At 72.8% G+C, this 12,743-nt stretch carries 17 protein-coding genes, 1 tRNA gene and 1 pseudogene; 12 read left to right on the forward strand and 7 right to left on the reverse strand.

What is annotated here, in order from left to right; all coding sequences use genetic code 11:
* Nucleotides 1-22: 22 nt before the first annotated feature.
* A complete protein-coding gene (locus LQK89_RS05755; protein ID WP_058741440.1) occupies nt 23-763 on the reverse strand; it encodes an SGNH/GDSL hydrolase family protein in 741 nt (246 codons plus the stop codon).
* 127 nt (nt 764-890) lie between these two features.
* On the opposite strand from LQK89_RS05755, the gene LQK89_RS05760 reads away from it, so the two are divergent.
* From LQK89_RS05760 to LQK89_RS05770, 3 genes are all read left to right on the forward strand, one after another.
* On the forward strand, nt 891-1,721 hold the full coding sequence (locus LQK89_RS05760) for an endonuclease/exonuclease/phosphatase family protein (protein ID WP_175324835.1): 831 nt from the start codon (nt 891-893) through the stop codon (nt 1,719-1,721).
* The gene (locus LQK89_RS05765) at nt 1,718-2,299 is read left to right on the forward strand and encodes a hypothetical protein (protein WP_231050445.1); all 582 of its coding nucleotides are present in this window, start codon (nt 1,718-1,720) and stop codon (nt 2,297-2,299) included. Before LQK89_RS05760 ends, LQK89_RS05765 begins: the two co-directional genes overlap by 4 nt.
* A 169-nt stretch (nt 2,300-2,468) precedes the next feature.
* Nucleotides 2,469-2,542, forward strand: a tRNA-Pro gene (locus LQK89_RS05770).
* A 164-nt stretch (nt 2,543-2,706) separates the two neighbouring features.
* Here LQK89_RS05770 and LQK89_RS05775 read toward each other — a convergent pair.
* Nucleotides 2,707-3,111: a DUF4259 domain-containing protein gene (locus LQK89_RS05775; RefSeq protein ID WP_058741454.1), complete on the reverse strand. Its 405-nt coding sequence runs from the start codon at nt 3,109-3,111 to the stop codon at nt 2,707-2,709.
* 86 nt (nt 3,112-3,197) lie between these two features.
* Between LQK89_RS05775 and LQK89_RS05780 the strand changes: the two genes are divergently transcribed.
* A complete protein-coding gene (locus LQK89_RS05780) occupies nt 3,198-3,797 on the forward strand; it encodes a DUF2625 family protein (RefSeq protein ID WP_231050446.1) in 600 nt (199 codons plus the stop codon).
* A gap of 148 nt (nt 3,798-3,945) precedes the next feature.
* Here the strand turns inward: LQK89_RS05780 and LQK89_RS05785 are convergent, their stop codons facing one another.
* The gene (locus LQK89_RS05785) at nt 3,946-4,389 is read right to left on the reverse strand and encodes a hypothetical protein (protein ID WP_144801980.1); all 444 of its coding nucleotides are present in this window, start codon (nt 4,387-4,389) and stop codon (nt 3,946-3,948) included.
* Between the two features lie 70 nt (nt 4,390-4,459).
* Between LQK89_RS05785 and LQK89_RS05790 the strand changes: the two genes are divergently transcribed.
* Nucleotides 4,460-4,822: an ArsR/SmtB family transcription factor gene (locus tag LQK89_RS05790; RefSeq protein WP_258554756.1), complete on the forward strand. Its 363-nt coding sequence runs from the start codon at nt 4,460-4,462 to the stop codon at nt 4,820-4,822.
* The gene (locus LQK89_RS05795) at nt 4,819-5,874 is read left to right on the forward strand and encodes a cation diffusion facilitator family transporter (protein WP_231050447.1); all 1,056 of its coding nucleotides are present in this window, start codon (nt 4,819-4,821) and stop codon (nt 5,872-5,874) included. The genes LQK89_RS05790 and LQK89_RS05795 overlap by 4 nt, the downstream gene beginning before the upstream one ends.
* A 231-nt stretch (nt 5,875-6,105) precedes the next feature.
* Here LQK89_RS05795 and LQK89_RS05800 read toward each other — a convergent pair whose 3' ends face one another.
* Nucleotides 6,106-6,606 (reverse strand): DUF4396 domain-containing protein, encoded by a 501-nt coding sequence (locus tag LQK89_RS05800; protein WP_231050448.1) that lies wholly within the window; start codon nt 6,604-6,606, stop codon nt 6,106-6,108.
* Nucleotides 6,607-6,810: 204 nt separating this feature from the next.
* Here LQK89_RS05800 and LQK89_RS05805 point away from each other — a divergent pair, with 204 nt between their 5' ends.
* The 6 genes and pseudogenes from LQK89_RS05805 to LQK89_RS05825 all read left to right on the forward strand — a co-directional run bounded on the left by LQK89_RS05805 (nt 6,811) and on the right by LQK89_RS05825 (nt 9,458).
* Nucleotides 6,811-7,266, forward strand: a complete 456-nt coding sequence (locus LQK89_RS05805) for a hypothetical protein (RefSeq protein ID WP_231050449.1) — start codon at nt 6,811-6,813, stop codon at nt 7,264-7,266.
* Nucleotides 7,267-7,374: 108 nt separating this feature from the next.
* Complete coding sequence (locus LQK89_RS05810; RefSeq protein WP_175325835.1) at nt 7,375-7,971, forward strand: DUF305 domain-containing protein; 597 nt, start codon at nt 7,375-7,377, stop codon at nt 7,969-7,971.
* 176 nt (nt 7,972-8,147) lie between these two features.
* Complete coding sequence (locus tag LQK89_RS05815) at nt 8,148-8,351, forward strand: hypothetical protein (protein WP_231050450.1); 204 nt, start codon at nt 8,148-8,150, stop codon at nt 8,349-8,351.
* Nucleotides 8,348-8,536, forward strand: a complete 189-nt coding sequence (locus LQK89_RS05820; protein ID WP_217507864.1) for a hypothetical protein — start codon at nt 8,348-8,350, stop codon at nt 8,534-8,536. Before LQK89_RS05815 ends, LQK89_RS05820 begins: the two co-directional genes overlap by 4 nt.
* Nucleotides 8,521-8,664, forward strand: a pseudogene (locus tag LQK89_RS18025) (transcriptional regulator); the annotation flags it as partial. The gene LQK89_RS05820 and the pseudogene LQK89_RS18025, both read left to right, overlap by 16 nt.
* Before the next feature lie 116 nt (nt 8,665-8,780).
* A complete protein-coding gene (locus tag LQK89_RS05825; protein WP_231050451.1) occupies nt 8,781-9,458 on the forward strand; it encodes a DUF6671 family protein in 678 nt (225 codons plus the stop codon).
* A gap of 72 nt (nt 9,459-9,530) precedes the next feature.
* Here the strand turns inward: LQK89_RS05825 and LQK89_RS05830 are convergent, their stop codons facing one another.
* From LQK89_RS05830 to LQK89_RS05840, 3 genes are all read right to left on the reverse strand, one after another.
* Entirely contained in the window at nt 9,531-10,103 is a 573-nt protein-coding gene (locus tag LQK89_RS05830; protein ID WP_231050452.1) for a hypothetical protein, read from the reverse strand.
* 64 nt (nt 10,104-10,167) lie between these two features.
* A complete protein-coding gene (locus tag LQK89_RS05835; RefSeq protein WP_231050453.1) occupies nt 10,168-11,139 on the reverse strand; it encodes an alpha/beta hydrolase in 972 nt (323 codons plus the stop codon).
* Nucleotides 11,132-12,652 (reverse strand): MFS transporter, encoded by a 1,521-nt coding sequence (locus LQK89_RS05840; protein WP_269145918.1) that lies wholly within the window; start codon nt 12,650-12,652, stop codon nt 11,132-11,134. The genes LQK89_RS05835 and LQK89_RS05840 overlap by 8 nt, the downstream gene beginning before the upstream one ends.
* Nucleotides 12,653-12,743 lie beyond the last annotated feature (91 nt).

Here is a 12,743-nt window from a genome sequence, read left to right on the forward strand (position 1 = left end):
GGATGCTCCGTCAACGCTCGGTTCAGAGGTGGAAGCCGGCGCGCTCCAGGTCGGCGAGGAACGCCGCCGCGAGCTGCTGCTGCCCGGCGACCGTCGGGTGCTCGCTGTCGTCCTGCAGCCAGTCGGCGTGCCCGGCGATCGGCTGGCCGACGTCGATGTACGTCCCACCGACCGTCGCGAGCGCCTGCTGCAGGTCGGTGCTGCTCTGCGCCACCTCGTCCGGGACGTCGCCCGGCTGGTCCCACAGCGTGCTGAACCCGACGATCTTCGCGTCGGGCAGCGCTTGGTGCAGCTGCGTCACGGTCTGCATCGTGGCCGTCGCGAGGGCAGTCGGGTCCTCCCCGAGGTCGTTGTCCGACGACTGGATCACCACGAGCTCGGGCTTCGCGGACACCGCGCCCTGGATCAGCCCCGCGTAGTCCGTCCCGCAGTCGCCGACCGAGATGAACCCGGCGCCGCTGCACGAGTCGTTCGCCACGACCGCGCCGGTCTGCTTGCCGACCAGGGACGGCCACGCGTCCGCGGAGTCGTCGAGCCCGTAGCCGGCCATGATCGAGTCGCCGATCGTCACGACGTCGCTGTCCACCGTGAAGGACGGCGGGGTCGGCGTGGGCGATGCGCTCGGGGTCGGGCTCGCGGAGGCGGTGGTGCGCGCGGCGGAGGCGACGGACTCGTGTCCGACGGCGGCGTGCCAACCGAGGACGCCGACGCCGGCGACGACCGCGACGAGCGCAGCGGCGAGGAGCGGACGGGTCGAGGGCATGGGTTCGACTGTAGGTCGCCGGAGCGGTCGCTGTCCGGTCTCTGTGCCGACTGCTGGACGCTTCATGGCTGGGTCATGGGGAGCGCGACCTGGGAAGCCGACAGGTGTCGTCTCGTAGACAGGGTGCATGCAGGCCCCGCCGGACGACCAGCCCACCATCGGACCGGTCCCGGCTCCCGCCGTGCACTGCATGACGCTCAACCTGCGGCGGCGCGTCCCGCGACCGCCGACCCACCCGGACGCGTGGGAGCGGCGCCGGGACGCCGTGGTCGCGCTCGTCACCTCCGAAGCGCCCACCGTGCTGGCCGTCCAGGAGGCGCTGCCCACGCAGACCGCGGACCTCACGTCGCGTCTCGGGTCGCGCTGGGAACCCGTCGTCGTCGGCCGCGGCGCGCGCGGGGGCGGCGAGGCCGTCGGCCTGCTGCTCGACCGGGAGCGGGTCCGGGTCGTCGAGCGGCGCACCTGGGCGCTCTCCCGCACGCCGTCGCGACCCGGGTCGCGTTCGTGGGCGACCGCGTTCCCGCGGCACGCCGTCGGCGCGGTCCTCGAGGACCGCGCGACCGGCACCGTGTTCCTCGCCGTCGCGACGCACCTCGACGTCGCGTCCCCGTGGGCGCGCCTGCGGCAGGCGGAGCTCCTCGGCCGGGTTGTCCGCCAGCGGGGACTGCCCGCCGTCGTGATGGCGGACTGGAACTGTCCCGCGGGCTCCGCGCCCTGGCGAGCCCTGGCGGAGGCGGGGGTCGTCGACAGCGTGCCCCGTGCCTCCCGGCTGGTCGGCGAGGAGTGGGGGACGTACCCGCACTACCGGAGTCCGCGTGTCGGGGGCCGGCGCATCGACGGGGTGCTCGTGACCGAGGACGCCGTCGTCGAGCGGGCCGCTGTGTCCGTGCGCCGACCCGGCGGGGTCTGGCCGTCCGATCACGCGGCCGTGCACGCCGTCGTGCGGTGGGCGTCGTGATCGCGACGCTCGGACCGACGTTCCTGCGGAGGCGCTTCACACCGGCCGACGTGGTGCGGCTCGCGACGCTCGTCAGCGTGCCGGTCGCCGCCGTCGGGTGGGGGAGCACCTCGTTCGCGGTGATGGCCCTCGCGCTGTTCGGCGTCGTCGTGCCCCGCGCGCTCGGGCTGCGGCCCGCGTTCGACCTGGCCGTCTGCCTGCTCGTGCTGCTCGCGGGGTGGTCGAGCGCGCTCGAGTGGTACACGTCGGTGTTCCTGTGGGACAAGGTCGTGCACGTCGTGCTGACCGGGCTGCTGGCGGCGCTGCTCGCGGTGATCGCCGCCGACCTGCGGCTCGTGCCGCACGCGCCGGACGCCGGACGGGTGGCCGTGGCGCTCCTGGTGTTCTGCGCGGGGCTCGCGATCGGGGCCGTGTGGGAGATGTGCGAGTGGCTCGGGCACAACTACGTCGACTCGGCGATCTTCGTCGGGTACGACGACACGATCGGGGACCTGGCGGCGGACGGGCTCGGCGGGCTGCTCGTCGGGTTCGCGCTGCCGTGGCTGGCGGCGTCGCGGGAGGTCGTCCGGCGGCGGTGACGGTGGGGTGCCGTGGGTGGTGGGCCTCGGCGGGACGCGTGGTGGGCCTCGGCGCGACGCGCCGTGGCGCGGAGGGGGTCCGGCGTCCGCTATGCTTGACGGGCTGCTCGCGCTCCGGTCGGACGCGGCGGCGGGTCCCACTCGTGGGGTCCGGGTCCGTCAGGACTCACGGGCTGTGGCGCAGCTTGGTAGCGCACTTGACTGGGGGTCAAGGGGTCGCAGGTTCAAATCCTGTCAGCCCGACCGAGAAGCCCCGATGGAACACAGGTTCCGTCGGGGCTTTCGTCGTGTGCGCTGCATCCGCAGCCCCGGACTCCTTCGTGGATCGCAGGAAGACGTGGTCCGGTTCCGTCTCCTCCGTGGAGCCGACCACGCGACCGCGGTGGCTCGCTCGTTCGGCTGCGCCGTCAGCGCTTCGTGAGGTTCGCGACCAGGCGGTCGATCGAGTCCCGCCACTCGGTCGTCCCGGTCTCGGCCCACAGCTCGGCGAGTTCGCCGTCGGGGTGCGCGGCGATCGCCACTGCACGGAGCGCCCGGTCCGCGAGACGGCGGCTCGGTCTGCGTGCGCGGCCGACGAAGTCCTGGATGTCCTCGGTGTACGCGTCGGTCTGCGACGGTCGACCGAGTCCGTGCGCGACGACCTCTGCCGCAGCCACGGCGACGGCGGCGTCGTCGCTGTCGAGTCCTTCTCCGGCTCGCTCTGCTCGGGCGAGGGCCCGCTTGACGACCGTCCACCGCTGCTGACCGTCGAGTTCCGCGACGAAGTCGGCCGCGTCGTCGTTCCCGACCGGTTCTGCGCTCCACGTCCCCACGGGCCCAGCGTAGGACGACAACCGTGCAGAGGGGCCATCCGGGCCGAGGGTCACCGCTCCGCGCGGGTCGTGGGACGATCGCTCCCATGACGAACGCTGCACAGGACGCGTGGCCGGAACTGACCGACATGCTCGCTGCTGCACCGACGGCACAGGTCCTGCCGGGCGGGTCGAGCGAGGACCTCGACTCCCTCGGTCTCACGGAGCGGTCGTTCCTCGGCGCGCTGGTGGCGCACACCGGCGGTGTCACCGTGGACCACGGCTGGCTCCGGCTGCTCGGCGGACCAGGTTCAGGCCTCGCGTCCGTCGTCGACGCCAACGACCGGTCCTCCGGGTTCTGCGTCGTCGCGTTCGACGTCCTCGGTGGGGTGTTCGCACTCGACGGCGGTGCGCTCGGCGCAGGTGACGGCAGCGTGCACTACTTCGCGCCGGACAGCCTCGAGTGGGAGGACCTCGAGATCCCGCACAGCCAGTTCCTGGCGGCGATGCTCTCCGACGCGATCGGCCAGTTCTACGAGCCGTTCCGGTGGAACGGGTGGCGCGAGGAGGTCGCTGCACTCACGCTGGACCGCGGCATGTCGCTGTACCCGCCGCTGTTCACGGCGGAGGGGAAGGACCCGGACCGCAGCAGTCGACGGGACGTATCCTTGCCGGAGCTCGTCGGCGATCACTGGCCCGTTGACTGAGCCGAGGGCGCGTCGGCTCATGGCCGGAGGTGCTCGTGTGGAGCGAGCTGCCCGAGCGGCCGACCACAGGGCGGACGGGAGGCACGGAGCCAGCTGGCACCGTGCCTCCCGTCCGCCTGTCCCGCCGCTGGCCGAGGCCGATGCGGTGTCACCCAGCCGTGAGCGCACCGCCGTCGAACACGCAGATCACGACGCCGAAGATGGTCGCGAGGAGCGCCGGGAGCAGGCCGAGCGCGCCGATGCACAGGGCGACCCATCCGACGCGGTGCCCCGCGACCCAGCCCCGGACGACGCCTCGGTACCCGAGACCGATGACGACGAGCGCGCTCGGCAGCGCCGTGATGCCGATGAGCCCGGCGAGGAATTCTGCTCGCGCGACCGGTACGGGAGGGTCGTCCAGCGGATGCCGCGGCACCGCGGTGCTGGCGAGGTCCGCCGCAGACACACTGTTCGCGACCGACAGCGCGAGTGCCATAGCTGCTGACCAGACCAGCACGAGGGCCAGCGCGAACCAGCCGGCGGACGTCCGTCCCGCCCCGGCCGGACCGCGTGCCTGCATCGGGTCGCGCTGGTGCCACAGGTGATCGGTCACGCCGCGAGGATACGGGCTCGCCTCCGGGACCTCTGGCTCCAGAGCGGTCATTCTTGTGTACTATCTGCGTGTGCACGTAGACAAGCAACCCTGCGGATTGAGCCCGGAGTCCGAGTACGTCGAGCTCGCCGTCGAGGTGTTCGCGATGCTCGCCGACGCCACCCGCGTGAAGATCATCCTCGCGCTGCGCGACGCCGAGGAGCTGTCCGTCAACCGGTTGGCCGAGGTCGTCGACAAGAGCGCCGCCGGGGTGTCGCAGCACCTGGCCAAGCTCCGTCTCGCGCGGATGGTGTCCACACGTCGCGACGGGACCACGGTCTACTACCGCCTGACCGACGAGCACGCATCGGAGCTGGTGGTCGACGCCGTGAAGCAGGCCGAGCACGTCGTCGGGTCTGCGCACCACCACCGTGGAGAGCGGGGGAGCGCATGAGCGGGCACGACCGAACGGTGACCCACGCCGGACACAACCACGACCACGACCACGATCACGATCACGATCACGACCACGACCACGACCACGGTGGGGACGGCCACTCGCATCCGCACGGTGGGGTGAAGGGGTTCCTCCACGACCTGTTCGTGCCGCACACGCACGACTCCGCAGACTCGATCGACGACGCGATGGAGGCCAGCACCGCCGGCGTCCGCGCCCTGAAGACCAGCCTGTTCGTCCTCCTCGCCACCACGGTGCTGCAGGCGGTGATCGTCGCGTTCACCGGATCGATCGCGCTGCTCGCGGACACGATCCACAACTTCGCCGACGCCCTGACCGCGGTGCCGCTGTGGATCGCGTTCGTCGTCGGCCGGCGGGCCGCGAACCGCCGCTACACCTACGGCTACGGCCGCGCGGAAGACCTCGCAGGCATGTTCATCGTGTTCGTCGTCGCTCTCTCTGCCGTCGTCGCCGGCTGGCAGGCCATCGACCGGTTCATCACCCCGCGACCGATCGAGAACCCGTGGCTGCTCGTCGCCGCCGGTCTCATCGGCTTCGCCGGCAACGAAGCGGTCGCGATCTACCGCATCCGCGTCGGCCGGAAGATCGGCTCAGCCGCTCTGGTCGCCGACGGGGTGCACGCTCGTCTCGACGGGTTCACGTCACTGTCGGTCGTCCTCGGCGCGATCGGTGTGCTCCTCGGGTTCCCGATCGCTGACCCGATCATCGGCCTGCTCATCGCCGTCTCGATCATGGTGCTCCTCTGGGGGACCGTGAAGTCGATCGGTGCCCGGCTCATGGATGCCATCGATCCCGCGCTCCTCGGCAGGGCAGAGCACGCGCTGGAGCACACTCCCGGTGTCGAAGCCGTCCGGGACATCAGGCTGCGCTGGGTCGGGCACCGGCTCACCGGGTCCGCCACGGTCGCGGTCACGGCGTCGTCCCTGCACGACGCCGAGCACATCGCGGAGCACGCTGCCGAACACGTGCACGAGGCGATGGGCAACGTCGACGACTTCACCGTGACCGCTGCCACGTACCGCCACTGATCTCGTCGAGACCGGCCACCGGGCCTCGGCGGTTCCTGGGGGCGCGTGGTGCACGGTCGGCACCGAGGTGATGACGATGCTCTGGACGTTCGTGGCGCTGGGTGGCGTGGTGCTGCTCGCCGTGGTGAGCGCGGGTGCGGCCCTGGCCGCGGTCGCGGCGGCCGCTGAGGCGCGTGGCCCGCACCTGGGTGGTCCGGTACGACAAGACGTGAAGGCGGACCGCCGGGTTGTTCAGTGGTTGCCGTGGACGACAGCGTGGCCGAGGCCGCGACTGATCATCCATCGGTTCACCGGCGTGGTGAGCACGAACGCGAGTGCGAGGGACAGTGCCAGGGAGCCCCAGAACAGCCACTGGTCGAGCTGCGCGTCCATCGCGCCCGGGATCGCGACGATGACGGTGTTGTCGATGATCTCCATGACGGCGATCGAGACGGTGTCGGCTGCGAGGGCGACCTTGAACGCCGCCGCGAACGGCAGGCCCGATCGCATGACGCCGCGCATGGTGAGGGCGTAGCCGAAGACGAACGCCAGCACGACCGACAGGACGACGGTGCCGGCGTTGTGGAAGCCGGCAGCGGTGCCGATCACCATGCCGAGGACTTCACCGATCGCGCAGCCGGTGAGACAGTGCAGCGTCGCTTGTGCCGCCGTCGCCCACGACGTCGTCCCATGCCCGGCACCGTGTCCGGTGTGCGCGTGTCCGCTCAGCTGATGATGCTCGTGCGTGCCCATGGTGCTCCGATCTGACGCGGCCGACGCCGACAGTTCATGTGTACCCCCTGGGGGTATCATGCGTTCCAACGCGGAACCACGCGATGTGTTCCCGATCCGGACGTCTCCGCCGGGTTCGGTGTGGATCCGCCCTCCCGGTTGCCGCCGCCCGCGGGAGTACCGCACCATGGAAGCCCTCACCCGACCCTCCTGCTCGAAAGACCGATGCTCACCACCACCGCCTCCCCGCGTCGCCGGCTGCTGCTGCAAGCCGTGACGACGCTGGCGCTGCTGCTCCTGGTCGGGTTCACGGTCCTGATGCACACGATGGCCGGGCACACCGCCAGCCACGAGCACCCGATGAGTGCCACCGCGGTTACCGCCAAGCACAGTCACGTCGCGGCCGTCGGCCATGACGAGCACGCAGCTCCGACGACTGCGGTGATGACAGTCCTCACCAACTCAGGCTGCGACGGTGGTCTGTGTGCGCTGATGTGCTCGCTGATGGGGATGGCGTGCGCGCTGACGATCGCCCTGTTCACGTGGGCGCTGCTGCGCGCACGGACCGGCGGCGTCCTCGCGCTGCTGTCTCGCCTGCTCGCGCTGGCCGGCCGGCTGCCGCGCCGCATCGCGGTACCGAGACCACCGTCACTGACGGCGTTGCAGATCATCCGCATCTGATCCGCCCCCTGCGGGACCACGCCGTCGCAGGGTGGCTCCCGCATGCCCAGAACCGGGAGGCATCGGCCTGCCCGGACCACCTGACGCATCCACGGGAACGGATCTCTCATGCACACCACCACGACCACACGCACCCTCGCGATCGCCGCCGCCCTCAGCCTCGGGCTGACCCTCGCGGGCTGCTCCACCAGCAACAACACCGGCTCCGACGCGGGCTCGTCCGCCACGTCGAGCTCGGCGGCGTCGGCCCACAACGACCAGGACGTGATGTTCGCGCAGATGATGCTGCCGCACCACGAGCAGGCCGTCGAGATGAGCGACGTGCTCCTCGCCAAGGGCGACGGTGTCGACCCTGACGTCGCCGACCTCGCGGAGCAGATCAAGGCCGAGCAGGGTCCGGAGATCACGCAGCTCACCAGCTGGCTGAAGGACTGGGACGCTGACAGCAGCATGTCCGGGATGGACCACTCGATGTCCGGGATGATGTCCGACTCCGACATGAGCGACCTCGACCAGGCGTCCGCGAAGCACGCCGGGAAGCTGTTCCTGCAGCAGATGGTCCAGCACCACGAGGGCGCCGTCGACATGGCCAAGACCGAGGTCGCCGAGGGCGGGAACACCGACGCGGTCGCGATGGCGAGGTCGATCGTGTCGAGCCAGACCGAGCAGATCACCCAGATGCAGGACATGCTCGCGTCGATGTGAGCCCAGCGTGGATCGCGGCGGCTCGTCCTCGGCACGCAGGTCACCGTCGTCTCGATCCCGAGGAGCTCACCCTCGCCGCACAGTCGTCCGCCGCCACCCGGCCACGGACGGACGGGAGGCACGATGCCAGCTGGCACCGTGCCTCCCGTCCGTTCCGTGGTCGCGACCACGGCGCCGTGGTGACGGGTCAGGACCCGCCCTGCGGCGTCCTCGTGCAGGCCCCGCTCGACCGCATCGCCCGGATCATCGCCGGTACCGACGCCCTGCGCACCCTGCTCGACGGCGGCTGGATGACCCTGCACGCCCGCGAGACCCCCGACCAGCCCTGGGACCAGTACGGTCCCGACGGCTTCCGCACCCACGAGAGGAACCCCGCGTGAACCACCTCATCACGATGATCCGCATCGAGGTCATCGCTCCCGCCGACGTCGACCCCGCGGTCCACGAGCTCATCAGTTCCGCCGGCGCGACCGGGTACACGAGCGTCGCCGGGTCTCCGGCGTCGGGCACTCCGGTCCGCACGACGGTCCGCACCGCTTCAACGACCAGGACGCCCTCGGGATGACCATCACGGTCCTGCCGGCCGCCCGTGCCGAGCCGCTGATCGAGGCGCTGCGCGAGCTGCTCGAGGGTGGGAGCGGGGTCATGTTCATCACCGACACCTGGGTGTCGCGGTCCCAGTACTTCCAGTGACGCACCGGCACCGGCACCGGCACCGGCACCGGCGCCGGCACCGGTAACGGCAGCGGCCCGGCAGCAGTACCGGGGCCGGGGCCGTCGGCCCGCACCGCCACCGCGGCACCACGATCGTGTTCGCGACCCGGCACGGCAAGCAGCACCAGGCGGCCGGGCCGTTCCGGGAGCTCCTCGACGCCCGCGTCGTCGCCCCGGACGACCTGGACACCGACCGCTTCGGGTCCTTCACGGGCGAGGTCCCGCGCACGCGGACGCCCCTCCTCGACGACGACCGCGGCGTGGTCCTCGCCGAGGAGGCCGTCGTCCCGGTCCACGGGCACGACCCGGTCGTGCTCCGCGACCCGGCCGACGCCCTCGAGCGCGCACGACGGTTCGGGTTCCCGGACACCCGCGCCGTCGTGGTCGCCCGACACGGAGGGGACGTGCACGCCCGGAAGGGCCTGGCGACCGCCGCCGACCTGGCCGACGCGGTCACCGACCTGACGACGACCGGCGGCACCGCATCGGTCGGTCCCGACCTCCGGGCGCACGTGAACCCGGCCCGCCAGCGGGTGATCGCGGAACTGTGCCGCCGGATGGCGACCCGGCTCACACGCCCCTGCCCGCGGTACGCCGCCCCGGGGTGGGGACGGGTCGGCGTCGAACGGGGCGTGCCCTGCGCGGGCTGCGGCGCCCCGACGACCGCCGTCGCGGCCGACGTGCTCGGGTGCGCCGGGTGCGACGCGACCCAGGTCGTCCCGCGGCGCGCGGCCCCGGTCGACCCGGCCTCGTGCGACGTGTGCAACCCCTGAGCGTCACGACGCCGCGCGACCGGACCCCGCGCGGGCGGACGCAGCGCCTGGCGACCACGGCGCGTCCGCGGCTCAGCCCGCGGCGGCGCCCGCCAGGCTCCGTGCGCGGTCGAAGGCCGCGGCGTGCTCCGCGCGCAGGGTCGCCCAGCCCCGATCGGTGTCGATCGACCGCGGCTCGGCGACCGGCGCCGCGAAGCCGTGCTGCACCCGGGGGACCGGCTCCCCGGGCAGGTGGAGCTCCTGCGTGAAGCCCCCGGTGTCCGGGGCGAACCCCAGGACGTGCGTCGCGACGTCGTCGCTCCAGTCGGTCGACGGCAACGACGTGAACTGCACCCGCCTCGGCGGGTCGAGGGGGAGCGTCGCGGACACGTAGCAACCGTGGTGGTCCTCGCCCGGGGACAGGATCGTGTACGTCCCGCCCTCACGGTAGACCAGCAGGGCCTCGGCGAACGGCTTGGCGTGGAACATGGCCGTGTAGCGGAGGGCCTGGGCGTACACGGGGGCGCCGAGGCGCAGGGAGATGGTCGGTCCGGACAGGGTCGGCTCCTTCCTGGTGCGCGTCGCGGGACGGCGACGTCGCCTCCAGTGTGCCCCGCCAGACGACCGTCTGGTGCGGTCGTCCGCACCGGTCACGACGGTCACCACCCGTCGGACGGGAGGCACGGTGCAAGCCGGCACCGTGCCTCCCGTCCGTCTGTGGGAACCCTGGTCAGCGCGCCAGCAGGCGGGCGGTCCACGCCGCCAGCGCGGCGACCGCCGCGCGCGACAGGACCGCGTCCGGCACCATGCTCGTGGAGCCGTGGAAGGCACCCGGCCAGACGTGCAGCTCGGCGTCGACCCCGGCGGCCCAGAGGGCGCTCGCGTACGCGACGGTCTCGTCGCGGAACACCTCCGCGCTCCCGCAGTCCAGGTACGTCGGCGGCAGTCCGGACAGGTCCGTCGCGCGTGCCGGCGCGGCCGACGGATCGACGGCCTCGGTCCCGCGGCGCTCGCCGAGGTACGCGTCCCAGGCGACGTGCATCATCTGCCGGTCGGCGACGCCGACCCCGTCGAACTGGCGGCCGGACACCGTGTCGTCGCGGTCGTCGAGCATGGGGGAGACGAGGACCTGCGCCGCCACCGCCGGACCCTGCCGGTCGCGGGCGAGCAGGGTGACGCCCGCGGCCAGCCCGCCACCGGCGCTCTGCCCGGCGACGACGATCCGCGCCGGGTCGACGCCGAGCTCGTCGACGTGCTCGGCGAGCCAGACGAGGCCGGCGTAGGCGTCCTCGGCGGGGTAGGGGTCCGGGTGCTCGGGGGCGAGCCGGTAGTCCACGCTCACCAGGACGACGTCGTGGTCGCGGAGGAGCCAGTCGTCGAACGAGTCCAGGTTCCCGAGGTGGTGGCCGAACATCATGCCGCCGCCGTGGATCGAGTAGACGGCGGGGACGGGGCCGGTCGAGTCGGTGCGCCGGATGACGGCGAGGTCGATCGGGTCGCCGAGGTGGCCCGGCACGGTGACGCTCCGCCGGTGGTAGCCGAGTTCGTGCAGGTGGGCGTCGAGCACGGCCTCGGGGACCTCGAGGGCACGCATGCGGGGGAGCGCCTCGGGCGTGAGGGCCATCGGACCCCGGGCTTGCAGAGCGGTGAGGAACACGTCGAGCTCCGGGTCGAACGGCGGGCGGACGGTGGACTCAGACATCGGCGGACTCCTGGTCGGTGTGGTGGGACGGGGTGACGGGCTGGTGGCGGTCGGGTGCGTGCTGTCGGGCGCGGAGCATCCCGGCCACCACGAGTGCGGCGGCGACCACGGTGAGGGCGAGGCCGGCGACGGACAGCGCACCGCCGACCGCCGCACGGTGGGCCGCGTCGAGGTGCGCGGCAGCGACGGCCCCGGGGACGAGCGCCGCCAGGACGGTCCCCGCGACGGCCACCCCCGCGGCGGTCGCGACCTCGCTCGCGGTGTCGACGAGCGCGGCACCGACCGAGGTGCGGTCCTCGGGGAGCCCGGCGAGGACCTCGGCCCCGGCGACCGCGCCGACGACCCGCATGCCCGCGGCGACGAGCACGAGCGCCACGACGACCACGGGGTACCCGAGCGGTGTCGCGACGACGGAGACGGCGAGCCCGAGGACGACCGCGACCGAGCTCGTCCAGGCTGCCGTGCGCAGGCCGACCCGACGGACGAACGGCCCGACGAACCGTCCGCTCACGAGCAGGACGACCACCTGCGGCAGGGTCCCGACCGCGGCGAGGGCGGGCGGCCACCCCCACACGACCTGCAGCTGGAGGGTCACGGTCCAGGAGAGGCCGGCGGTCGCGAGCCCAGCGGCGGCCCTGTAGAGCAGTCCGCTCGCGACGAGCGGACGCGCGACGAGCCGGAGGTCGAGCAGCGGCGCGGCGGCGGTCCGCTGCCGCGCGACGAACGCGATCGCGGCGGCGAGCGTCGCGGCGACCATGCACCACAGGAGCGGGCTGCCGGCTGGCCCACCGGCTGCTCCGTCGGCCTGCTCGCCGGCCGCGACCGCGATGGTCGGCGTGACGAGGACCCCGGCCACGGTGGCTGTGCCGAGGACCGCCCCGAGGAGGTCGACCGGACCCCGCCGCAGGTCCGTCCGGCGATCGGCGGTGATGCCGGCGCGGATCCCGACGAACGCGACCACGGCGACGGGCGCGTTCGCGACGAGCAGGACCTGCCACGGGGCGACGGCGAGGACGAGCCCGCCCACCGTCGGTCCGACCGCGAGCCCGACCAGGCCCGCGGTGGAGATCACGGTGAGGGCCCGGACGCGCAGGTCCTCGGCGTCGAACAGGCGGAACGCGAGGGCCATCGCACCCGGGGTGGTCATCGCCGCCGCGACGCCCGTGAGCGCGCGGACCACGACCAGCCCCTCGACCGAGGTGACGGCGAGGGTCGCGACGCTCACCCCGGCGAGCAGGACGAGTCCGACGAGCATGACCCGGCGGCGACCGAACCGGTCGGCGACGGCGCCGAACAGGAGCATCAGGCCGCCGAACGCCAGCGAGTAAGCGCCCGAGACCCACTGCAGCGCGGATGTCGAAGCGCCGAGGTCGCGGCCGATGGTCGGCAGGGCCACGGTGAGGACCGAGTTGTCGAGCATCTCGAACAGGAACACGGCGGACAGCCCCGCCAGGGCGACCCAGGCGTCACGCAGGCGCTGCGGTGACCCCGGACGGGTGATCGGTACGGACACGGGCGCACTCCTTCGACGAAGAAGTGGCGACTCCCACGAGTCACGTACGCGCTGCCGCCGATCGGGACCGGAGGCTTTTTCCCTCTGGCGC

Source organism: Curtobacterium sp. C1, assembly GCF_021049325.1.
GTDB classification, from domain to species: Bacteria; Actinomycetota; Actinomycetes; order Actinomycetales; family Microbacteriaceae; genus Curtobacterium; species Curtobacterium citreum.

Coding starts and splice junctions, on each gene's coding strand:
- LQK89_RS05755 (WP_058741440.1), bottom strand. CDS start 763: ATGCCCTCGACCCGTCCGCTCCTCGCCGCTGCGCTCGTCGCGGTCGTC.
- LQK89_RS05760 (WP_175324835.1), top strand. CDS start 891: ATGCAGGCCCCGCCGGACGACCAGCCCACCATCGGACCGGTCCCGGCT.
- LQK89_RS05780 (WP_231050446.1), top strand. CDS start 3,198: ATGACGAACGCTGCACAGGACGCGTGGCCGGAACTGACCGACATGCTC.
- LQK89_RS05795 (WP_231050447.1), top strand. CDS start 4,819: ATGAGCGGGCACGACCGAACGGTGACCCACGCCGGACACAACCACGAC.
- LQK89_RS05800 (WP_231050448.1), bottom strand. CDS start 6,606: ATGGGCACGCACGAGCATCATCAGCTGAGCGGACACGCGCACACCGGA.
- LQK89_RS05805 (WP_231050449.1), top strand. CDS start 6,811: ATGCTCACCACCACCGCCTCCCCGCGTCGCCGGCTGCTGCTGCAAGCC.
- LQK89_RS05810 (WP_175325835.1), top strand. CDS start 7,375: ATGCACACCACCACGACCACACGCACCCTCGCGATCGCCGCCGCCCTC.
- LQK89_RS05835 (WP_231050453.1), bottom strand. CDS start 11,139: ATGTCTGAGTCCACCGTCCGCCCGCCGTTCGACCCGGAGCTCGACGTG.